23 protein-coding genes and 1 tRNA gene are annotated in these 22,295 nt (G+C 49.9%); 16 read left to right on the top strand and 8 right to left on the bottom strand.

Features of this window, described 5'->3' with window-relative positions; all coding sequences use genetic code 11:
- The first annotated feature begins 159 nt into the window (after nt 1–159).
- A complete protein-coding gene (mtnA, locus tag HP555_RS00190; protein WP_199263220.1) occupies nt 160–1,257 on the top strand; it encodes an S-methyl-5-thioribose-1-phosphate isomerase in 1,098 nt (365 codons plus the stop codon).
- The gene (locus tag HP555_RS00185) at nt 1,254–1,889 is read left to right on the top strand and encodes a class II aldolase/adducin family protein (RefSeq protein ID WP_199263219.1); all 636 of its coding nucleotides are present in this window, start codon (nt 1,254–1,256) and stop codon (nt 1,887–1,889) included. Before mtnA ends, HP555_RS00185 begins: the two co-directional genes overlap by 4 nt.
- Nucleotides 1,890–1,905: 16 nt before the next feature.
- Here HP555_RS00185 and feoB read toward each other — a convergent pair whose 3' ends face one another.
- The 7 genes from feoB to gltX form a co-directional block, all read right to left on the bottom strand.
- A complete protein-coding gene (gene feoB / locus HP555_RS00180; RefSeq protein ID WP_199263218.1) occupies nt 1,906–4,080 on the bottom strand; it encodes a ferrous iron transport protein B in 2,175 nt (724 codons plus the stop codon).
- A gap of 145 nt (nt 4,081–4,225) precedes the next feature.
- The gene (locus HP555_RS14305; RefSeq protein WP_199263217.1) at nt 4,226–4,405 is read right to left on the bottom strand and encodes a FeoB-associated Cys-rich membrane protein; all 180 of its coding nucleotides are present in this window, start codon (nt 4,403–4,405) and stop codon (nt 4,226–4,228) included.
- A gap of 102 nt (nt 4,406–4,507) precedes the next feature.
- Complete coding sequence (locus HP555_RS14300) at nt 4,508–4,729, bottom strand: FeoA family protein (protein WP_199263216.1); 222 nt, start codon at nt 4,727–4,729, stop codon at nt 4,508–4,510.
- A 373-nt stretch (nt 4,730–5,102) separates the two neighbouring features.
- Nucleotides 5,103–5,339, bottom strand: a complete 237-nt coding sequence (locus tag HP555_RS00165; protein WP_199263215.1) for a FeoA family protein — start codon at nt 5,337–5,339, stop codon at nt 5,103–5,105.
- A 270-nt stretch (nt 5,340–5,609) separates the two neighbouring features.
- A complete protein-coding gene (locus HP555_RS00160; RefSeq protein WP_233249208.1) occupies nt 5,610–5,765 on the bottom strand; it encodes a FeoA family protein in 156 nt (51 codons plus the stop codon).
- A gap of 36 nt (nt 5,766–5,801) precedes the next feature.
- Nucleotides 5,802–7,496 carry a glutamine--tRNA ligase/YqeY domain fusion protein gene (locus HP555_RS00155; RefSeq protein ID WP_199263214.1) on the bottom strand — a complete coding sequence of 565 codons (1,695 nt, stop codon included), beginning with the start codon at nt 7,494–7,496 and terminating at the stop codon, nt 5,802–5,804.
- A gap of 19 nt (nt 7,497–7,515) precedes the next feature.
- Nucleotides 7,516–9,006, bottom strand: a complete 1,491-nt coding sequence (gene gltX, locus HP555_RS00150; RefSeq protein WP_199263213.1) for a glutamate--tRNA ligase — start codon at nt 9,004–9,006, stop codon at nt 7,516–7,518.
- Nucleotides 9,007–9,303: 297 nt separating this feature from the next.
- On the opposite strand from gltX, the gene HP555_RS00145 reads away from it, so the two are divergent.
- The 14 genes from HP555_RS00145 to murA all read left to right on the top strand — a co-directional run bounded on the left by HP555_RS00145 (nt 9,304) and on the right by murA (nt 20,571).
- Nucleotides 9,304–9,618 (top strand): DUF1844 domain-containing protein, encoded by a 315-nt coding sequence (locus tag HP555_RS00145; protein ID WP_199263212.1) that lies wholly within the window; start codon nt 9,304–9,306, stop codon nt 9,616–9,618.
- A gap of 37 nt (nt 9,619–9,655) precedes the next feature.
- Entirely contained in the window at nt 9,656–10,552 is an 897-nt protein-coding gene (gene ispE, locus HP555_RS00140) for a 4-(cytidine 5'-diphospho)-2-C-methyl-D-erythritol kinase (protein WP_199263211.1), read from the top strand.
- A gap of 26 nt (nt 10,553–10,578) precedes the next feature.
- Nucleotides 10,579–10,653 (top strand) — tRNA-Gln (locus HP555_RS00135).
- Nucleotides 10,654–10,693: 40 nt separating this feature from the next.
- The gene (locus HP555_RS00130; RefSeq protein WP_199263210.1) at nt 10,694–11,632 is read left to right on the top strand and encodes a ribose-phosphate pyrophosphokinase; all 939 of its coding nucleotides are present in this window, start codon (nt 10,694–10,696) and stop codon (nt 11,630–11,632) included.
- 61 nt (nt 11,633–11,693) lie between these two features.
- Nucleotides 11,694–12,251 (top strand): 50S ribosomal protein L25, encoded by a 558-nt coding sequence (locus HP555_RS00125; protein WP_199263209.1) that lies wholly within the window; start codon nt 11,694–11,696, stop codon nt 12,249–12,251.
- Between the two features lie 94 nt (nt 12,252–12,345).
- Nucleotides 12,346–12,942: an aminoacyl-tRNA hydrolase gene (gene pth / locus HP555_RS00120; protein WP_199263208.1), complete on the top strand. Its 597-nt coding sequence runs from the start codon at nt 12,346–12,348 to the stop codon at nt 12,940–12,942.
- Nucleotides 12,943–13,147: 205 nt separating this feature from the next.
- The gene (locus HP555_RS00115; protein WP_269846850.1) at nt 13,148–13,627 is read left to right on the top strand and encodes a CarD family transcriptional regulator; all 480 of its coding nucleotides are present in this window, start codon (nt 13,148–13,150) and stop codon (nt 13,625–13,627) included.
- 31 nt (nt 13,628–13,658) lie between these two features.
- Entirely contained in the window at nt 13,659–14,648 is a 990-nt protein-coding gene (locus HP555_RS00110; RefSeq protein WP_199263207.1) for an RluA family pseudouridine synthase, read from the top strand.
- Nucleotides 14,630–15,244 (top strand): dephospho-CoA kinase, encoded by a 615-nt coding sequence (gene coaE, locus HP555_RS00105; protein ID WP_199263206.1) that lies wholly within the window; start codon nt 14,630–14,632, stop codon nt 15,242–15,244. The genes HP555_RS00110 and coaE overlap by 19 nt, the downstream gene beginning before the upstream one ends.
- A 376-nt stretch (nt 15,245–15,620) precedes the next feature.
- On the top strand, nt 15,621–16,868 hold the full coding sequence (gene rho, locus HP555_RS00100; protein WP_199263205.1) for a transcription termination factor Rho: 1,248 nt from the start codon (nt 15,621–15,623) through the stop codon (nt 16,866–16,868).
- Between the two features lie 87 nt (nt 16,869–16,955).
- The gene (gene rpmE, locus HP555_RS00095; RefSeq protein WP_199263204.1) at nt 16,956–17,174 is read left to right on the top strand and encodes a 50S ribosomal protein L31; all 219 of its coding nucleotides are present in this window, start codon (nt 16,956–16,958) and stop codon (nt 17,172–17,174) included.
- Between the two features lie 128 nt (nt 17,175–17,302).
- A complete protein-coding gene (prfA, locus tag HP555_RS00090; protein ID WP_199263203.1) occupies nt 17,303–18,373 on the top strand; it encodes a peptide chain release factor 1 in 1,071 nt (356 codons plus the stop codon).
- Nucleotides 18,374–18,389: 16 nt separating this feature from the next.
- Complete coding sequence (prmC, locus tag HP555_RS00085; protein WP_199263202.1) at nt 18,390–19,247, top strand: peptide chain release factor N(5)-glutamine methyltransferase; 858 nt, start codon at nt 18,390–18,392, stop codon at nt 19,245–19,247.
- Nucleotides 19,248–19,287: 40 nt separating this feature from the next.
- Nucleotides 19,288–20,571, top strand: coding sequence for a UDP-N-acetylglucosamine 1-carboxyvinyltransferase (gene murA / locus HP555_RS00080; RefSeq protein ID WP_199263201.1), 1,284 nt, complete (start codon nt 19,288–19,290; stop codon nt 20,569–20,571).
- Here the strand turns inward: murA and HP555_RS00075 are convergent.
- The gene (locus HP555_RS00075) at nt 20,561–22,270 is read right to left on the bottom strand and encodes a two-component system sensor histidine kinase NtrB (protein ID WP_199263200.1); all 1,710 of its coding nucleotides are present in this window, start codon (nt 22,268–22,270) and stop codon (nt 20,561–20,563) included. The genes murA and HP555_RS00075 overlap by 11 nt on opposite strands.
- Nucleotides 22,271–22,295: the final 25 nt, after the last annotated feature.

Genomic DNA, 22,295 nt, shown 5'->3' with positions numbered 1-22,295 from the left:
TATTTTTTGCCAGTGACTCCATAAAGAACGCCTGGTATACACAGTGGATATCTTCCGCTGGTCCTGGTAGACGGCTGAGAATGATAAAACGACAAGTTCCTATCCTGTGAAAGGATGATGCCTTTACGTATAACGATGAACAAATGAGAGAGGTGTGGTGTGAAGGTCAATGGCAAGGTGTACCGCTCGATCTGGTTGGCCGACGACGGGGTCGGGGTTGAGATCATCGATCAGACCCAATTACCCTTTCGCTTTGTCACCGTCCGTTTAAACACCCTGGACGAGGCCATGGATGCCATCAGCCGCATGCTCGTACGCGGCGCGCCTCTCATCGGCGCAACCGCAGCCTACGGGATATGTCTGGGGTTACGTGAAGGCGTTTCATCAGAGTCTCTTGAGAAAATGGCTGTCCGTTTGGTGAGTTGTCGGCCGACAGCGGTCAACTTGCGCTGGGCGGTTGATCGTATGCTCCGGGTACTGCTTCCGTTGCCGGAAAAGTCGCGTTTGCTGGAAGCTTACCAGGAGGCTGCGCGGATCTGTGAGGAAGATGTGCAAACCAATGAGGCCATCGGGCGGCACGGTATGGCATTGATTCGTGATATTTGGCACAGCAAACAGAAAAACGGGCCGGTGAATATCCTCACCCACTGCAATGCAGGCTGGCTGGCCACGGTCGACTGGGGAACAGCGCTGGCACCGGTTTATGCTGCGGCTGATGAAGGGATTCCGGTGCATATCTGGGTGGATGAGACCCGGCCCCGTAATCAAGGTGCCGGTCTTACCGCCTGGGAGCTTGTAGCTGCTGACATTCCACACCACCTGATAACCGATAATACCGGCGGACATCTGATGCAGCATGGTTTGGTTGACTGCTGCATTGTCGGTTCCGATCGGACCACTGCTGCTGGAGATGTGTGCAATAAGATCGGTACCTATCTGAAGGCATTGGCTGCATCTGATAACAACATCCCCTTTTACGTTGCCTTGCCGGGGTCAACGGTGGACTGGACTCTGCATGACGGGTTGGCTGAAATCCCGATTGAAGAGCGCGATGAGCTCGAAGTTCTCCGCATCCGGGGCAAAGATGAGGAGGGAAGGGTGTGTGCTGTGGCCATTGCTCCGGAGGCCACCCCGGCGCTCAACCCCGCCTTTGACGTTACACCCGCTCGACTGGTGACGGGCCTGATTACTGAACGGGGGGTGTGTGCTGCCGGCCGTATCGGATTGTTGTCGCTCTATCCGGAGCAGGCGCAATGATTGCCCCTGATCTGCGTAAACAGATTCTGACCACAGCGCTTGCCATGAACGAGCGCGGCCTGAACCAGGGCAGTTCAGGAAATATCAGTGCGCGTCATGGGCACGGGTTGCTGATCACCCCGTCTGCCCTGCCCTATGAGCAGTGCACCCCTGATGATGTGGTCTGGATAGACGGGGAAGATAAGGTGCATGGGATGCGTAAACCTTCTTCAGAATGGCGGATGCATGCCAATATTTATCGTTCGTTCCCACAGGCCGGGGCTATCCTGCATGCGCACAGCATGTACTGCACTGCCCTTGCCTGTCTGGAACGCTCCATCCCGGCCTTTCATTATATGATAGCTGTAGCGGGCGGTGACTCCATCCGGTGTGCACCCTACGCCCTCTTTGGTTCTGACGAGCTTTCAGCAGGTGCAGTCAGTGCCCTGCACGGTCGATCCGCTGCTTTGCTTGCCCACCATGGAATGGTCTGTTTTGCCGTAGATCTGGAAAAGGTACTGGCCCTAGCTGTTGAGGTGGAAACGCTGGCACACATGTACCTCCAGGCACTGCAGGTGGCCGGTGAGCCGCCTTTGCTTTCCCGGGCAGAGATGGACGCGGTGTTGGAGCGGTTCAAAGGCTATAAACCGTAGCTTCTTCACCTCTGTTTCAGCTCAGATAGAGGGCCGACCCGATGTGATAGACAGTCACCGCCATGATAAATGCAAGGAGTGTGTTGAAGGCCATGGAAAAGAAGGCCCATTTCCATGAACCCGCCTCCCTGGCGATACAAACCACCGTGACAAAGCAGGGCGCATAAAACATGATGAAGACCAGCACGGTCAGAGCCACTACAGGATTCCAGTTCGGATCTTTGGCAAGTCGTTTGCTGAGCGAGGTTGCCTCCTCCGGATCCACTTCACCCAGTGAGTAAGCTGTACCCATTGTGGAGACGATGACCTCCTTGGCGGCAAACCCGCCGAGAAGAGCAATGTTTGTTCTCCAGTCAATTCCCGCATAGCGACTGATATTTTCAAGGGCAAGACCTGTCCGGCCGGCAATGGAGTTTCGGAGCCCCTCACTGGCCTCATCCGCGTCTATTTTCTGCAGTGCCTGTTGCAGGGCTGCTTTATCTGCGGTGTTGAAGGTTGTCTCTGCCTGCGTACGCAGATGAGCAAAATGTGCTTCTCGTTCCTGGGGCAGCCCGGGATAGGTCATCATGGCCCAAAGCAGAATAGAGACACCGAGGATAACTGTGCCGGCTTTTTTCATGTACTGCCAGGTGCGTTCCCAGGTGTGGATGAGCACCCCCCTGAAGGTCGGGAAACGATAAGGAGGCAGTTCCATGACAAAGGGTGTTGAAGAACCTTTCAGAATGGTCATGCGTAAAAATTTGGCAGCACAAAGGGCGACCACCCAGGTGGCAATGGTGGCCAGAAACATGTACAGCGCTTTATGATCAGCGAAAAACGTGCCGATCAGGAGGGTCAGCACCGGCAGTTTGGCACCGCAGTTCATAAAGGAGACAGTCAGGAGGGTTGCCAGCCGTTCTTTGGGTGAACGCAGGGTTCTGGTAGCCATGACACCGGGAACAGCACACCCGCCGGCTATACCACCGGAGACGATGAACGGCATGACTGAGGAGCCGTGCAGTCCAAAGAAGTGGAATATACGGTCCATCATAAAGGCAACTCTTGCCAGGTAGCCGGAGTCTTCCAGGATAGCGATGCCAAAAAACATAAACATAAGAATCGGCACAAAGCTGAAGACACTGCCAACACCATCAATGACGCCGGAGATCATCATTGATTTAAGTGGACCGTCGGGCAGGAGTGCATCAACACCTCCACTGACAAGCCCGAAAAAGCCGTCGAGCAGATCGACAAAGGCCGTACTGTAATTGAAGGTAAAAGTGTAGAGTCCAAAGAGGACTGCGGCCATGATAAGCGGGCCGACGATACGATGGGTGACAACCTTGTCGATTTTGTCCGAGGCGTAAAGGCGGTCAGCAATAAATTGCCGGGTAACGATACCGTGGTGAATAATAGATTTGATGTAACCGTAACGATGGTCGGCAATCACCGTTTCCGGGTAAACACCAAGGGTGTCTTGGAGATGCTTGGCCACCTCTTCGCACTCTTTTTTAAGCCGTTGTGCCGCCTCGGGATAGGTTGCCGCCATTTTTTGGACAATCTGTTCGTCGTTTTCCAGTAGCTTGACGCCAAGCCAGCGCGGAGGATAGATTGCTGTGAGCGTGGTACAGCTCTCAATGTCATCAGTCATTCGGTTAAGCGCTTCATCAATATCTGATCCATAGCGCAGATGAACAGGAGTTGGTTTTTCCCCGGCTTTAATCGTGGCAAGCACCGTGTCAAGCAACTGATCAACCCCCTTGCCGCTGCGGGCCACGATGGGCACGACCGGCACGCCAAGGCGGGCTTCCAGTTCATGGGCATTGATGCTGATCCCTCTTTTTTCAGCCACGTCGACCATGTTAAGAGCGATGACCATGGGTACCCCTAATTCGAGAAACTGAGTACTCAGGTAAAGGTTTCTCTCCAGGTTAGAGGCATCAACCAGGTCGATAACCACATCGGGTTTGTCGTTGATCAGAAAATCACGGGCAACGAGTTCTTCGATTGAGTATGCGGTGAGTGAGTACGTACCTGGTAAGTCAACGATACGCAGGCCCTGCCCGTTGTGAAGAAGATAGCCCATCTTCTGCTCAACAGTAATGCCCGGATAGTTGCTGACGTGCTGTCGGGAGCCGGTAAGGTGATTGAAGAGGGTGGTTTTGCCGGCATTGGGGTTGCCGGCCAAAGCGATAGTGAAGGCGGTGTTCATGGAAATTATGTGTTAATTTGGTTGGTTAAGGATATATCCGCGCATCTGTTACAATGGTTTTTTTGTCGGCAGTACAGTTTTACCGTCATGCACGGGAGTGGGCGCAGCACAGGGGGAACGTTCTGAATGAATGCTGCCGGCCAGATTATGGCTTCTGTACAGGAGGTGTCACCTTTTCCTGTGTTGGACAGGAAATACTTTCTGCACATCCGGAACAGCCGCAACCGCAAGAGACTGTGTCAGGACGACGGACAAATCTCCAGATCCGGCGGGCCAGAAAAATACCGGCAACAATGACAACCGAGGCAACAAGTAGTTTTTGCATGGGGCATACCTTTAATAAGAGAAGAGGTCGTTGAAATCCTGATGTTTTGTGAATGTTTACTCGTTGAGTCCTCTTGTTTTGTCCGGTTGGTACTATTGTAAATCACACAGGGGTCACGAGGATTGAGGATGCTGCTAAAGCGTCCAGACTGATAGTACCGCCATTAACTTTAACCATGCATTGCTGTCCGCCTCCTTTGCAGAGTAGTTCCAGCTCTGACCCGGGGAAAACACCTAAGTTTGCCATCCTGGCACAGGTTCTCCGATCACCATTGACTGAACAGACGCGTATGCGGCGATGACAGCAGGATTCCGTAAGCGGCATACTTGTTGTGTCTTTATTCCGATCGCATCGTTTTTTCCACCGGCAGAGGTTCCCCAGTTCGTTCAGCAATACACAGGAAAATCTGTTTGTTTGTTTGCAGCTCATAGTTTGCATACCGTGCGATGAGTAACAGGTGGTTATATCAACAGTGCGCCTGGTTTTTCTTGTTTGTCAAAAAATCGCAGCGTACAGATTGAATAGAGAGTTTCAGTATACCAGACATTAGGGATCGCTAACAACTTTGGCCAGAAAAAAGTTAGGCGCGGCTGTATTTTACAGGTAGTCAAAAGAAGACGATACAATGCAATGCCTGTGCTACAGGGTGGTGTCAACTGACAGGGTTCTGTTAAAAGTGACATGGATCGATGAAGATTTATAGTGTCACATCGACATCAATGTAGTCGGCTTCATTGTTTCGCAATGTCAGGGTACCGTCCATGACTCTCAGGGCGACCGGGTCGTTCAACGGTGCTCGCTGTTTGACCGTAATTTTTGTGCCTGGGATAAGTCCCATTTCCCGGATGCGTCGGCCAAGTTCCCCCCCAACCTTGACAACGGTGATGGTGCCGGTTTGATTAATTGCCATTTTGCGCAGATTGATGATTGCCATGGTTTTCCTTGATTGTTGAAAAGAAACAGCGTCCAGCTTGACTGTAGAGTTTTCGGTACGCCAAACATTGGGTATTGTCAACAACTTTAACCGGGAAAGAGCAGGGGGTGATTGTTTTTTTGCCGACAGGCGGAAGAAAACAACCAGTGGAAATGCTTATGTCACGGGATAGTACCGATCAGAAGAGTCTTTATTGGGAAGGATATGGATCAATGTGAAACTATGGTATCACTTTGACATCAAGGTGGTTGGCCTCATTGTTGTGTAAGGTCAAGGTGCCGTCATGACTCGCAGTGCGACCGGGTCGTTCAACGGTGCGCGCTGTTTGGCGGTAATCTTTGTGTTGGGAACAAGTCCCATTCCCTGGGTGCGCCGGCTAGGTTCGCCCTCAACCTTGACAACGGTGATGGTTCCGGTTTGATCCATTGCACATTGTGCAGACTGATGATCGGCATGTTCCCCTTATTTAGATTCGCTGATTTTGGCCCAGCTGTCACGCAGGGTGACGATCCGGTTAAAGACGGGTTTTCCTGATGATGATCTTGATTCACTGTCCAGACAGAAGTAACCCTGCCTTTCAAACTGGAAGCGATCGTCGATGGTTGCCTGGCCAAGCCCTGGTTCCAGCATGCACGAGGTGAGAATGGTCAATGAATCTGGATTGAGAAAGTCTTTGAAATCCTTTTCTTTATCAGCATCCGGATACTCAGCGGTGAACAGGCGGTCGTAAAGACGTATTTCGGCCTCCAGCGCGTGTGGAGCGGAGACCCAGTGAATGGTCCCCTTGACCTTGCGGCCATCGGGGGCATTGCCTCCTTTGGTGGCGGGATCGTACGTGCAGCGTAATTCGACTATCCGGCCCTGGTCGTCTTTGACAGCTTCCTGACAGGTGATGAGGTATGCGTAACGCAACCGAACCTCGCGGCCGACACTGAGCCGGAAGAACTTTTTGGGTGCGTCTTGCATGAAGTCGGTACGTTCTATGTAGAGTTCCCGGGAAAACGGCAGTATTCGTGTCCCCATATCCGGGTTTTGAGGGTGATTCTGGGCAATTAGCTCTTCCGTCTGATTTCCCGGATAATTGGTCAGCACGATTTTTAATGGATCAAGAACCCCCAATACCCGTTGCGCATGACTGTTGAGATCGTCACGAACAGCATTTTCCAGCACCCCCATATCAATCCAGGATTCCCTTCGGCCAATACCAACGGTTGCACAGAAGTTGCGGATTGAGGCCGGCGTATACCCTCGACGTCGCAGTCCCGAGATGGTCAGCATGCGAGGGTCGTTCCATCCGGCAACATGACCTTCGCTGACAAGTTGCAGCAGTTTGCGTTTGCTGGTGACTGTGTAATTAATGTTAAGGCGTGCGAATTCAATCTGACGTGGATGGTTGGGGGTCTTCAGTGTATCTAAAACCCAGTCGTATAATGCTCTGTTGTTCTCAAATTCAAGGGTGCAGAGGCTATGGGTGATATTTTCCAGCATGTCCGAGAGGCAGTGAGTGAAATCGTACATCGGATAGATGCACCATCTGTCACCGGTCCGGTGATGGGTGGATTTAAGAATGCGGTAGAGTACCGGGTCGCGCAGCACAATGTTCGGTGAGGCCATGTCGATCCTGGCTCGAAGCACACAGGCGCCTTCGTCAAATTCACCGGCACGCATCCGGGCGAAAAGATCGAGGTTTTCTTCCACCGACCGGTCACGGTACGGACTCTCCTTGCCGGGTTCGGTCAGGGTTCCGCGATATTCACGGATCTCATCGCCGCTTAAATGACAGACATATGCCTTGCCCATTGTAATCAACCGGACAGCAAAATCATGCAGCTGGTCGAAATAATCCGATGCATAGTAGAGATGTGGCCCCCAGTCAAATCCGAGCCAGCGGACATCCTGCTTGATTGATTCGACATATTCCGTTGACTCTTTGTCCGGATTGGTATCGTCGAAACGCAGATGACAGGTGGCATTGTTTTCCGCGGCAATCCCGAAATTCAGGCAGATTGATTTGGCGTGACCAATATGAAGAAACCCGTTGGGTTCCGGAGGAAACCTGGTAACAACCGTCTTATGTTTGCCGGTGGCAAGGTCATTGGCAATGATTTGACGGATAAAATCAAGCGGCTTGCTGTTGGTGTTTTTTTCAGTGATCATGGGATGCTGTTGTGGCTAATCATTGACGGGAAGCGAAAAGATGATCGATGCTGCTGAGTCGCGCTACTACCTTTGTCCTGCCCAGAGTGGTGATGATGTCAAACATGGAAGGACCGGCCAGTTGCCCGGTGAGAACGGTGCGCATGGCATTGATCAGGACCCCTGGTTTGATGGCAAGTTCATCGGCCAGTTGACGAGTTGCCTGTTCGGTCGCTTCGGTGCTGAATTCGGTCAGCTGTGCAAAACGTTTTGCCAGTGTAGGTAACCAGGTACCCAGCTCCGGGAATTTGAGTACATTTTTGGCAAGGGGTTTAGGGTCAATCTCGTACGCATCAGAGAAATAAGCACGTCCACGGGTGACAAAATCTTTTGTGGTGTGAAACCGGTCCCGGATCATATCAAGTGTTGTAAGATACCAGTCGTACCGATTTGTCGCATAATCCGGATCCCAAAGGGCTTCTGCTTCAAGTTCTTTCCGGACCATTTCTCCCAGGAGCTGTATATCCATGGTGCGCAGATAATGTTCATTGACAGCGATCAGTTTCGGATCTGTGAAAAATTTTGGATCCCCAGGTTTGAAGTTGAACACTGAGTTGGCTCGACTTACACGTGAGAGATCGAAAGCCTGGATCAATTCGTCACGGGAAAAGAACTCCTGGTCAGTGCCCGGGTTCCAGCCGAGTAAACAGAGAAAGTTGCAGACTGCCCAGGGGATGAAGCCGTGGTCACGATAAAACTGGACGGCGACCACTTCACCGTGGCTGCGTTTGGAGATCTTGCGTTTTTGCAGATCAAGGGTAAGAGGGATATGAGCGAAAATCGGCATGGGTGCGGATAAGGCTTCGTAAAGCAACACCTGGCGCGTGGTATTGGTCATGTGGTCTTGGCCTCGAATGATATGCGTGATCCGATCGCGTATATCATCGACAACATTGCACAGGAGGTAAAGGGGCTTACCGTTGGAGCGAACAATGACAAAGTCTTCGATGTCAGCATAGTTGCGCTCAATCCGACCCAGGACCTCATCGTCGTAGAACATGGATCCCTGCCGTTGGGGAACCTTGAAGCGGATAACCGGTGCAAGACCCCGGCTCTCCTTTTCCCGGACCTGTTCTGGAGTGAGGTGACGGCACGTACCATCGTATCCGACATCCCGTTGTTTCGCTTTTACGGCTGCCTCTCGTTTTTGTTCCAGTTCTTCTTTGGTGCAAAAACATTTGTAAGCATGGCCGGATGCCAGCAAACGATCGGCGGCGGCAAGGTGGTCGGAAGCGTAGTCAGTCTGAAAGTACGGGCCTTCATCCCAGTCAATACCAAGCCACTGTAAACCTTCGATGATACCGTCGATGGAGGCTTGAGTGGACCGTTCTTCGTCAGTATCTTCAATGCGCAGGATGAGCTTGCCGTGATGTTTTTTGGCAAACAGCCAGTTAAACAGCGCTGTTCTTGCGCCACCAATATGGAGATAGCCTGTCGGGCTGGGCGGAAAGCGAACACGTACCTCTTCCATACAGTTTCCCTTTGAGTGTTTGTTGATTTTGTGCTGAATAGTTATGATGATTAAAAAACTAAGTATATAGCGTTTTGGTGGATTCTCTTCAAGGAGAAGCTGCTGGTGTCACTGACAGTGACTCAACAGTTGCAAGGTATGCCTGACGACGGATGCTACTTTAACATTGTCGTCATCCGGTAATGTCGGTATATTTTCAGGCAATATACTTTTTTTGTGGAGTGTGGGTTATTTTGACATTGTCAGGAAGCTGTCTGTACTAAAAGTCGTTATCTATGAATTGCTAAGTGTGCCGCCATGATCGAAAATCAGTTGAATTGCGAAGAATGCCCAGATGGTCGAGTGAAAGATGCCTCCGGTCGTTGTGTTATGCCGAAGGTCACCTTTGCCTCATTCATTCTTTCGTTGAACACCTCTGCTCTGTTCCACATGGGTGAGCTGGAGCATCCTGAAACACGGGAACGGGTGGTCGATCGAGAACTGGCCAAGCATTCTATAGACACTTTGGCCTTGATAGCTGATAAAACCAGGGGGAATCTGGAGCCGGATGAGAACGAACTGTTAACCCGTATCCTCTACGAACTTAAGATGCGATTTGTTAAACTCGTGTAGTAACCATCGCAATGCCATCATTGCGGTAATAGAACAGATGCGTTTGAAGCTCCAGGCACCGGCAAAAATTAACCTGAATCTGCATATAACGGGGCGTCGATCAGATGGATATCATCTGCTTGATTCCCTGATGCAAAAGGTCAGTTTGTACGATGAGGTGGATCTTGAATTGTGTCCTGCCGGCATCAGTTTGGAATGTTCCGGTGAACCGGTACCTGCAGGCAGGGAGAATATAGTTGTCAGAGCGGCTGAGTTGTTTTTTGATGCAACTGCCGACCGTAGAAGGAAAAACAGCAGCGGGGTGAGCATAAAGTTGATTAAACGGATCCCGGTTGCCGCAGGTTTAGGAGGAGGGAGCAGCAATGCTGCAGCTGTGCTTCGCGGACTCAATATACTGTGTGACTGTCCCTGTTCTGATGAGGAGCTGGTGAGGTTAGGTTTGCAGTTAGGGGCGGATGTCCCTTTTTTTTTAATCGGTGCCGGTGCTGCCCGCGCTGCTGGAATAGGAGAGATCCTGCATCCTGCACCCTCCTTGCAGAACGTTAGTGTGCTTTTGGTTAACCCTGGAGTTTCGGTTTCGACGCGTTGGGTTTACGAGACTTTTGCGTTGACAAAACATCGGCGAGCCGATAAGGTATCTCGTTTGCAAAACGAGACTTACAAGGCGGTGGGCTGGTGTAACGCAAGAGAAAACCCTGCGTTGCCGGCTGTGATGGAAAACGACCTTGAGGTGGTCACGATCGCAAAGGTTCCAGAAGTTGGCCTCATTAAAGACGGCTTGCTTGCAGGCGGTGCTTTTGTGGCATTGATGTCCGGATCCGGGCCAACGGTTTTTGGCTTGTTTGTTGATTCGGCACAGGCTGATGAGTGCTGCACCATGTTCAAGTCGAGGTTTCCGCATACATATGTTGTGACTCCTGTTCAAGAGCAATGAGTTCCAGACTTAGTCCGATGAAGAGCTGGGGTGTCGTCAAGCGGTAAGACACAAGGTTTTGATCCTTGCATTCGGGGGTTCGAATCCTCCCACCCCAGCCATATTTATAGAAAGTTATAGAAAGTAGGAAGCAGTGCCTCCATGCCCAAAAAGATGAAGGTGTTCACCGGCAATGCCAATCCGGTTATTGCTCAGGAAATCTGTGATCATTTAGGTGTCCCCCTGGGGGCAGCCGAAGTGAAACAGTTTTCTGATGGAGAGATCTCCGTCGAGATCGGTGAGAATGTCCGTGGTGCCGATGTTTTTGTTGTGCAGCCCACCTGTACGCCTGTCAACGATCATCTGATGGAACTGTTGATCATGATTGACGCGTTACGGCGGGCCTCAGCTCGTCGAATTACTGCGGTGATGCCCTATTACGGTTATGCCCGGCAGGATCGTAAGGTTCGACCACGAGTGCCGATTACAGCGAAAGCCGTTGCTGAAATGCTGATGGTCGTAGGGACTCGTCGAGTGTTATGCATGGACCTTCATGCCGGACAGATTCAGGGGTTTTTTAATATTCCAGTTGATCATCTGTATGCAGCTCCCATTATTTTAAAGTACATCAGGGACAGTTTTACCGACGTTGTCATGGTCTCTCCTGATGCCGGAGGTGTGGAGCGGACCAGGGCTTTTGCTAAACGTCTTAATGCAGGACTGGCGATTATTGATAAGCGCCGGGAACGTGCCAATGAATGCAAGGCCCTGCATGTTATCGGTGATGTTGCCGGTAAAACGGCCATTTTGCTCGATGATATGGTAGATACCGCCGGGACCCTCTGCGGTGGTGCGGAGATTTTGAAAAAGGTCGGTGCCAAAGAGGTGCATGCCTGCTGTTCCCATGGCGTGTTGTCTGGTCCCGCTGTCGATCGTATCGAAAAATCATGTCTTAAGTCTCTTTTGGTGACAAACTCTATCCCTCTTCGAGAAGATGCGAAACAGTGTGATAAGATTACTGTCTTATCAGTTGGGCCGTTGCTGGGCGAGGCGATCAAGAGAATTCATAACGAAGACTCGGTCAGTTATTTGTTTGTGTAACAGTTCTATACCTTTATGATTTTGATTTGGATGGATCCCGGAAAAGGGGAGGGAGGTTTGTATGTTGCAGGTTCAGGTGAACTCCACAGTACGCACGGTTTTTGGAAAAGGGCCGATGCGGCAATTGAGGATGCGTGATATAACGCCCGGTAACATGTACAGTGGAGGGAAAACACCCGTATCCCTTCAGTTTAATACAGCTCAACTGTACAAAGATCTTCTCTCCATTCAGGGGCGCAATGCCGTGATCACGCTCCAGATAGAAGGTGATGACGCGGGAGAGAGACATGTACTTGTCCAGGAGATCCAAAAGGATTCTGTCACCGGTGATTTGATTCATATTGATTTCTTTGAAATTGATCTACAGGAGGCCGCTACATTTACCGTGCCGGTTAAATATGTCGGTACTGCCAAAGGGGTGGATTTGGGCGGTGAGTTGCATATCTTTAAAACCAATGTCCGGTTGAAGGGGCGCCCTCTGGACATACCCGATCTTGTTGAGGTGGATATTACCCATCTGGAGCAGGGTGGTCAGGGTTTAGCGTACAGCGATTTTTCTATTCCTCCCAACGTCGAAATGATGGAAAAGGGAAATGTGACATGTGTTGCTGTTCTCTGAGCGAATGATGCTGTTGTACCGCTAGATTTTTATATATTTTTCAACGAGTCGGGATTTTTTTTCCGACTCGTTTTTGTTTCATCTCCACTGTGTCATGTCAGAAAATCGATTTTTACTTGTAGGTCTGGGCAATCCCGGGAGTAAGTATCATCTGACCCGGCATAATGTAGGCTTTTTTTTTGTTGACTACCTTGCCGACAGCTACGGGTGGAAAATTGACACACTGAAGATGAAAGGCTGTTACTGTCAAGGCCGTCTTTGGGGAGCACAGGTCTTTCTTTTGAAGCCGCAAACGTACATGAACCGTTCAGGTGAAAGTGTGCGTAGTTTTCTTGATTATTTTAAGATCTCATCAGATCATTTACTTGTGCTCCACGATGATATCGATCTGCAATCCGGTCGAATCAAGGTGGTGAGTAAAGGTGGTGCCGGAGGGCATAACGGTGTTCGATCAGTTATTCAACACCTCGGCACCCAAAATATAAATCGTCTCAGAATCGGCATCGGCCGGCCCGCATGTGATTCCAGCGGGAAACAACAATCTGTCGAACAGTTCGTTTTGTCACCCCTTAATCAAGTTGAGCTTGCTCTTTTTGAGCAGCAATGCCCTGTTGTTGCCGAGGCGGCGGGTCTTTTTGTTCGCAAAGGAGTTCAAGAGGCTATGAATCAAATCAACGGCCTTGTTGTGTAACTCTTTGTTGAGCTGTCAATGGATGGCGGATGTGAAGAAAAGAATAATTTTTAAAGAGGTTGAGTGCAGAATACCACCTCTTTCTGAGCAGGCGATGAGTCGGGTTTTGCGATAACGGAAGAAATATGGTAAACTACTATTTTGAATATATGCAGACCTATCTGCAGCCGATCAGCGACGGTCCCGCTAGTTTTTGGAGGAGCGTGTGTTTACAGAAGGAGATATGGCAGTTTATCCGGCCCATGGAGTTGGGCTCATAAAGGCTATAGAAACACAATCTATTGGTGGTGTCGATCAGAGATTCTACGTGATGAAAATTCTGGATAATGACATGACCATTATGATACCCACAGCAACAAGTGCCAATGTTGGTCTTCGGGCAATTATTTCCCGAGATGAAGTGGCTAAAGTTATAGACATCCTTAAAGATCGTGATGTCAAAATAACGACGCAGACCTGGAATCGACGATACCGTGAGTATATGGAACGGATTAAAACAGGTTCTGTGTTTGAGGTGGCAACGGTATTAAGAGATTTATTTTTGCTCAAAGAGGATAAGGACTTATCCTATGGCGAGCGGAAAATGCTTGATACCGCCAAGAGTCTTTTAGTCAAAGAGCTGTCCCTGGCCAAAGAGATGGAAGAAGCGAAGATAGAAAAACAGATTGAGAAGCTTTTCTGCTAAAAGCTTCATCCACTCTAGCTCGTATACAGAGATGGGTAGAAACGAGCTGCACGAACCATGTACGGCCTCGGATACCGAGGGTCCATTCACCTGTGTCGTAAGTTTAAAGAGTGCCGGTCAGCGTCTTGATCATTTCTTGACTGAAAAGCTTACCGCATGCAGTCGCAGTGCGCTCAACAGATTGATTAGTGCACAACAGGTCCGTGTTAATGGGATGTGTGTCAAGGCGGGATACCGCTTGCGAACACAGGATGTGATCTCATTGGCCATACCTGAACCTCCACCTCAAACCCTTGTGCCGGAACAGATTGAATTTGACGTTCTCTATGAGGATGCGCACCTTCTGGCCATTAATAAACCTCCCGGGCTTGTTGTCCACCCCGGAGGGGGGCATTTAAGCGGTACACTTGTCCACGGTTTATTGTATCATTGTACACAATTGCCAGGATTGGATGCGCAGCGCCCGGGGATCATCCATCGTTTGGACAAAGATACTTCGGGCATTCTGCTGGTGGCCAAGACTGAACAGGCTTTGCAGAATCTGATGGCGGATTTTAAAAACAGGAAGGTCTGTAAAATCTATCATGCCCTGCTTATGCGTTGGCCGGGAAAGACTCATGGGAGAATTGTACAGCCGATTGGCAGACATCCGGTGAACCGGAAGAAGATGGCAATCCGACCTGAACTCGGAAAATATGCCGCCACCAACTGGCGCATACGCGAACGTTACAGCAATGGCTGGTGTTGGGCGGAGATCAATATTGAAACCGGTAGAACACACCAGATTCGTGTGCATATGGCTTCTGTTCACGCACCAGTTGTCGGCGACGTGCTGTATGGAGGGGGAGTTGGACAGTATACCCAATATGTTCCTGAACGTCAGATGTTGCATGCCAGTTCCATACAGTTTTGCCATCCCTCTACCGGGCAGGTTTTATGTCTTACTGCACCACTGTTTGCTGATATGCAGACCTTACTTGATGCATTGAGGACAAACGAGCAATGCGTCCATATGTGTTAGGTGTTACCGGAGGAATTGGTTCAGGAAAGAGCAGTGTGAGTCGTCTGCTTGCCAGTTATTGTTTAATTCCTCTTGTTGACATTGATGCATCTTGTCGTCATTTGCTGGAAAGAAAACAGCCCGGTTGGCATGCCCTGCGCGCAGTATTTGGCAGCAGTTTTTTTTGCAGTGACGGGAGTGTCGATAGGGCAGCCCTGCGGGAACGGCTCTTTAATGATGCCGGCTTTCGCCAGCAAGTTGACGCCTTATTGCATCCCCTGGCGCGAGAGGTAATGAGTCAACAGGTTGAACTTCTGGACGTGCCTCTGGTCTTAATCGAAATACCATTGCTCTTTGAAGCAGGATGGCAACATGATGTTGACGCTGTACTTGTTGTGTATGCCCGCAAGGCGGTACGGTGTCTCCGCATTATGCACCGGGACGGTGTCTCAAGACGTGAGGCTGCCAGGGCGATTGCCGCTCAAATGGATCTTCGTAAAAAAGCTGATCAGGCTGATTACCTCATTGATAACAGTCGAGCCTGGAGTATAACCAGATCTGACGTCGTTTTACTGGGAGAGCAACTGTCAGGACGATTTCCCTGCCAATTTTGCTGAGAAAAGCCTTGACAGTAGGCCGTGAAACAAATATCTAGCTACCACATCTCAATAGATCGTTTCAACGGTTGTCATTTGTTGTTTTGTCATTTCACGGTTGTAAATATACTGATTTCCTGAATAAAAGCTGTATAGTCGCTTGTTCAGCGCAATCAATAGGGGAATAGATCACAAGAAGATCTGTTCATCTTTGTTTTAATCTACTAAAATACGTATCACTGCCATACTTTTTAGCTGCTTTGCTACTCTAGCCGTTATTTCAGGCACAGCATAGAGTGCATACTCTCCATACAAACCTTGCTGCCTTTCAGGTTGCCATTTATCTTTCTCCCATCGACGGTCCAGGTGCCGACCATCATCGAGGAACAACTAATTCATGAATCCCACCGAGTTAAAACACAAAAAAATTAAGGAACTTGTCAGTCTTGCTGCGTCATTGAACATTGAAGGATACAGTAACATGACAAAGCAGGAGTTAATCTTTGCCATTCTCAAAGAGCAGGCGGATGAGGATGGCAAGTTACGTGGAAGTGGGGTTCTTGAGATTCTGCAGGATGGTTTCGGGTTTCTTCGTGCGCCTGATTATAATTATCTTCCCGGCCCGGATGATATTTATGTTTCTCCTTCTCAGATCCGTCGACTGAACCTCCGCACCGGTGATACAGTAGAGGGAGAGGTGCGTGCACCCAAAGATAACGAGCGCTACTTTGCCCTGCTTAAAGTCGATACCATCAACTATGAACTTCCAGAGGCCGCTAAAAATAAGACTGCATTCATCAATCTGACGCCGTTGCATCCTGATCAGCTTATCGATCTGGAAACGATGCCGGACAACCTCTCCATGCGGGTGCTCAATATCACCGCCCCGCTTGGTAAGGGCCAACGAGGGTTAATCGTGGCTCCACCTCGAACCGGCAAGACAGTGCTCATGCAAAAAATAGCCAACTCAATCGTCACCAATCATAAGGAGATTATTCTGATCGTTTTGTTGATTGATGAACGGCCGGAAGAGGTGACGGACATGAAACGCAGTGTTGATGCGGAGGTGGTGAGTTCAACTTTCGATGAACCTCCTCAACGTCATATCCAGGTGGCTGAAATGGTCATCCAGAAAGCACAGCGTTTGGTCGAGCATAAAAAGGATGTGGTTATTCTGCTTGATTCAATCACCCGTTTGGCACGGGCGTATAATACTGTTACCCCCGCCTCTGGGAAGATTCTGTCAGGTGGTGTCGAAGCTAATGCTTTACATCGGCCCAAGCGGTTTTTTGGAGCTGCGCGAAATGTGGAAGAAGGTGGGAGCCTGACGATTTTGGCCACTGCTCTCATTGACACCGGTAGCCGGATGGATGAAGTTATTTTTGAAGAATTTAAGGGGACCGGTAACATGGAGATCGTTTTGGATCGTAAAATGGCAAATCGGCGAATTTATCCTGCTATTGATATTTTGAAATCCGGGACACGTAAAGAAGATCTGCTACTGCCTGCTGAGGATCTGAATCGAATATGGATTCTTCGCAAGCTGCTTTCTTCAATGAATCCGGCTGATGCAATGGAATTTCTTCTCGATAAGATGAGTCAGACCAAAACAAACCAGGAATTTTTTGCATCCATGAACCGGTAACTTTTTGTTTGAAGAAATGGTAAAAACGATATATTTAAAGGTTCTAATTATTTTTATTGATGCTATTTTGACGAGGAGTGCACTGCTATGAAACCTGATATTCATCCTGCCTATCATAAAATTACAGCTGTCTGTGCTTGCGGCAATGAATTTGAATTTGGGTCTGTTCAGAATGAAATGCGAGTGGAAATCTGTTCGGCCTGCCACCCCTTTTACACAGGCAAACAAAAACTTGTTGATACAGCCGGCCGTATTGAGAAATTTAAGAAAAAATACGCTGGTTACCAGGAAAACAAGAAAAAGTAATACGAACACTTATTTTTTCATCAGACAGGGGGCAACCCCTTGTTGAAAAGTGTTTCGCCTTGGCGGTAAAGGTCTGTTAAGCGGATCTCGCCGCTTTTGTTTTTTAAGAGGTCTTTCTACAGAATCGCATGTTTGAAAATCTGCATGACATCAACGATAAGTTGGGAGAGTTAGAGAGCAGGCTTGCCGATCCTGTGCTGGTGAATGATCAGCGCAGGTACCGTGAAGTTGTCCGTGAACATGCCCAAATCGCAAAGATTGCTGAGCTGTATGCGACCTATACTGCCGTTTGTGAGGAGATCGACAGCAACCAGGAGTTGATCCGTACAGAGCAGAATGACCCTGATCTCGTCGATCTGGCCAAGGCGGAACTTGAAGAACTGGCACTTAAGCAGACGGAACTGGAAAATGCAATTCGCCTCCGTCTGCTGCCTAAAGATCCGAATGATGAGAAGAATATTTTTCTTGAGATCAGGGCCGGTACCGGTGGTGACGAAGCGGCTCTTTTTGCTGCCGATCTTTTTCGTATGTACAGCCGGTATGCTGAAATCCATGGATGGAAGGTAGAGGTGATGAGTTCCAACCCCATTGGTATTGGCGGGTTTAAGGAAATTATTGCTCTCATCAGTGGGCAGCATGTGTATTCCCGTCTCAAATACGAGTCCGGTGTCCATCGGGTGCAGCGTGTTCCTGATACCGAGGCACAGGGGCGAATTCATACCTCAGCGGTTACAGTCGCCATCATTCCGGAAGCAGAGGAAGTTGACCTGCATATCGAACCCAATGAGCTCAAATTTGATGTTTACCGCTCTTCGGGACCAGGGGGGCAATCCGTTAATACCACCGATTCTGCAGTTCGGGTGACACACCTGCCGACGGGATTAGTGGTCACCTGCCAGGATGAGAAGTCGCAACATAAAAACAAGGCGAAGGCTGTGCAGGTTTTACGTGCACGTCTCCTTGATCATCTGGAAAGAGAACGACATGATCGCATGTCTGAGGAGCGAAAAAATCAGATCGGCACCGGCGATCGGAGTGAGCGGATTCGCACCTATAATTTTCCGCAGGGCCGGGTAACGGATCATCGGATCAATTTAACGATGTACCGATTAGATCATGTTATGGCAGGTGCGCTTGATGATATTATCATACCGATCACCACGCATTACCAGGCCGAGAGATTGAAATCTACCAATTGACTGCCGACGGATTTCCTTGAGCCGGCTTGATGTTTTGCTGTCAGAAGCTGTTGATGCGCTGGCCCGGGCAGGTATCGACCAACCGGAGATCGACGCTCGTCTGCTGTTGCAACATGTAACAGATCAGACCAGAAGTCAGTTGGTGTTGCATGGGCATGAGTGTGCGGATGAGGAGACAGTTGCTCATTATCGGACAATCATTCAACAGCGGGCACAACGAATCCCCCTGCAGTATTTGATCGGCTTTCAAGAGTTCTGGTCGCTGGATTTCAAGGTGACCTCGGCCGTTCTTATTCCCCGCCCTGAAACCGAATTTTTACTCGAACAGGTTGTACGAATATATGCAGACAAAGGTGTCTGCCGTGCTTTGGACCTGTGTACGGGAAGCGGGGTGATTGCGATTGTTCTGGCCAAAGAGTTGGGGTGTTCTGTGACTGCGACTGATATCTCCACCGCTGCTCTTGAAATAGCTGCCTTCAACTGCAAAAAACATGACGTTACACACCAGGTTCAACTTATCTGCAGTGATCTGTTCACAGCAATGCATTGCGGACGTCCGTTTGATCTGATTGTGAGTAATCCTCCTTATATTGCAGAGGAGGAAATGGACAGACTGCAACCTGAAGTGCGTCATGGTGAGCCGTATCTGGCACTGTCCGGTGGCGTCGGCGGCCTGCAATGTCTTGAACGCATTGCTGCTGAAGCTGTCTGTTTTTTACGTCCGGGAGGGCGGTTGTTTGTGGAGATCGGTGCTGATCAGAAAGAAGCCGTGATGAGGATGTTCTGTGCGAACACGTCTCACTACGAAGAGGTGAAAGTGCTCAATGACTGGGCCGATCGTCCGCGAGTCCTTCAGGCCCGTCGGAAAACCTGATTTCCCGTACCCTCCCTTTTCTCTCTAGCTCATTGTTATTATGGATCAACTTCTTATTCAAGGTGGTTTTCCTCTGTATGGGTCGGTCGCTATAAGTGGCGCGAAGAATGCCGCGCTGCCGCTTATTGCCGCCACGCTCATTGCTCCAGGTCTCCATACCCTGCACAATGTCCCTGATCTTCGCGATACCAGGACCATGTTGAAATTATTAGAGATCCTTGGTGCCCGGTGGGAGCGCACCGGAACAACTGTCCGCATCAACAGCGACAGGTTGACCGGTGTGGAGGCACCATATGATTTGGTGAAAACCATGCGAGCCTCTGTGCTTGTCCTTGGTCCGCTGCTGGCCAGGTCCGGATTTGCCCGGGTGTCGCTTCCGGGTGGCTGCGCCATTGGTGCTCGACCGATTAATTATCATCTGAAGGGATTTGAGCAACTTGGAGTTACTGCTCAACTTGAACAGGGGTATGTGGAGGGCATTGTTGACGGTCAACTGCGAGGTGGTACTATTTATTTTGATGTGCCGTCAGTGACCGGCACTGAAAATGTTCTTATGGCTTCGGTAAAGGCTAAAGGAAGGACGGTGATCAAGAACGCAGCCAAGGAACCGGAAGTAGACAATCTGATCGATATGCTGGTTGCCATGGGAGCCGAGATTGACGGCAAGGGAACGGATCGGCTGATTGTTCATGGTGTTGACCGGTTGCAGGCAGGTGAATCTACCATTATCCCCGATCGAATTGAAACCGGAACCTACATGATTGCCGTTGCAGCCACGGGTGGTTGTGTACAGATCACGAACTGTAATCCGGCGCATTTACCGGCGCTTATTGAGAAGTTGTTGCTGTGTGGTGTCGAGATCGAGACAACGGATGATATGATCACCGTCTCGTGTCCGGAAGTGAACGGACACAGTACCTGTTTGCTGCAAAGTGTTGATATTACCACCTTGCCCTATCCCGGTTTTCCTACAGATCTTCAGGCGCAATTTATGGCGCTGATGATTCAAAGTGACGGCACCTCTATTATCCATGAAACTATCTTTGAAAACCGGTTTATGCACGTGGCAGAGCTTGAACGGATGGGGGCGGATGTCACTATACAGGGAGCAAGGGCCATTGTCCGGGGGATCGGTCGTGGAAAACTAAACGGTGCTCCGGTCATGGCAACGGATCTGCGCGCATCTGCCTCGCTTGTTATCGCGGGACTGTCAGCCAACGGCACTACACAGATTTCTCGTATCTATCATTTGGAACGCGGCTATGAACAGATGGTAGAAAAACTGCGGGGCGTAGGAGCACAGGTTTCCAGGGTTAAGGAGTAGGCGGCGGCAGAGGTAACAGGAGACGGATAACGCAGGCAAACTCGGCGTTCGCATCGATTTCAACCCGCCCGCCATGGGCTGCGATAATCTGCTGGACAATCGCTAACCCGAGACCTGTGCCGTCAGTTCGACTGGAGAAAAACGGTATGAACACTTTTTCCCGCTGTTCGTCAGGGATGCCCGGACCCTGGTCACGAATTTCGATCTGTACCTCTGCCTGGTTATCCTTGACACGTTCACAGGCTGCAAGGACCACCTTTCCCTGTTGAGGTCCAGCCGCTTGGCATGCATTGTCAAGCAACTGGTTGAGGACCGTTTGAATCTGCTGGCGATCGCCCCAGCAGTCAAGGCGGCCATCCACCTCTTTTATCACTGTCCCTGTCATAAGGGCAAACGTCGCTGTACGACGTCGCATCAGTACTTCATCGACCATCCGGTTGAAATCAAACCATTCAGCCTGAATAGTCGCCGGTCGGGCAAACTGCAGAAAGTCGGTGATTGTCTTTGCCATCCGTCCGGATTCTTTGAGAATTATCCCGATCAGAGTTTTAAATGTCCCGGCATCGAGCCGGCTCAGGTCATCTTTTTCTGTTGCGAGTATCTGGGCTGAACCGGATATGGCGGCTAACGGATTTCTGAAATCATGAGCCACGGAAGCGCTCAGCTCACCGATGGCAGCCATCTTCTCCGCTTCTCGAACCTGTTTCTCCATCCGTTCAATTTGGCTGATATCCTGAAGAGTGATCACCTTCCAGCGTAACGGCTGCTTTTCTTCCGACTCTTTTTGGACTGGCATGTTGAGAAAAGAAAACGAGTAACCAATGCGTATCGCTTCACCATGCTGTTTCTGAAAATCACAGACATTCCGTCCCTGTTCTTCCTGAAGAGAGATATTGGGCAGGAGTTGACTGAATGGTTTGCCCAGTGCTGTACTTCGGGAAAATCCGGTAATACGTTCGGCTGCCTGATTAAAGGAGGTAATGAAATCATACTGATCGGTGGTGATAATGCCGGTGGAAATATCGTCAAAGATCTGTTTGTAGAGAATGGAGAGGCGATCGAATTCTATTGCAGTGTGCGCCAGTCTTTTTTCTGTGATTCGTAATCGTCCGGCGAGTTGGCCGCTGAGCAGTGCCGCTAAAAAGAATAGGAGTCCGTAAATGGCAAACAGGTTGCTGCTGGCAAGGAACGAGGTGGGAGGAGTATAGGGGGTTGCGGAAAAATAGACGGGAATCCAGCGTAGCTGCTCCAGGATCAGGATGGCAGCATAAGAAAAGGTCGTTACTGCAGCGATGAACAGTCCGCCCAGACGGGAGAGCAGTAACCCGGCAGCAATGACCGGCAATATCAACAAAGCGCTGAAGTCAGAGTCACTGCAACCGGTGGCATACACTAACAGGGCAATGAAAAAGACATCGAAACAGAGTTGGATTGCACCGTATTGATGGATTGAACACAATCGTCTGTTCAGCAGGAGAACCGAGAGTATAGAAAAGCTGTAGAGCCCGAGAAGAAAAAGGAGGGTGACCGAGGCTGCAGGCAGGATGAGAGGATGTCCCTGCTCGCGGAAAAAGGTGGTCAGGGCAAAGAGTAAGGTAAACAGGATGACACGAATCAGGATCCACCAGCGGAGATGCCGTTGACTTTCGTAATCAGCCTGAGGGGTTTTGTTGAGCAGCGTGGTACGAAAGCAGTCCATATGATGACAAAAAGGTTGCCCCCGG

It is taken from the genome of Desulfobulbus oligotrophicus (assembly GCF_016446285.1).
Classification (GTDB): Bacteria; Desulfobacterota; Desulfobulbia; order Desulfobulbales; family Desulfobulbaceae; genus Desulfobulbus; species Desulfobulbus oligotrophicus.
The sequence above is the reverse complement of the archived record's forward strand: the minus strand, read 5'-3'. Positions and strand labels throughout refer to the sequence as shown.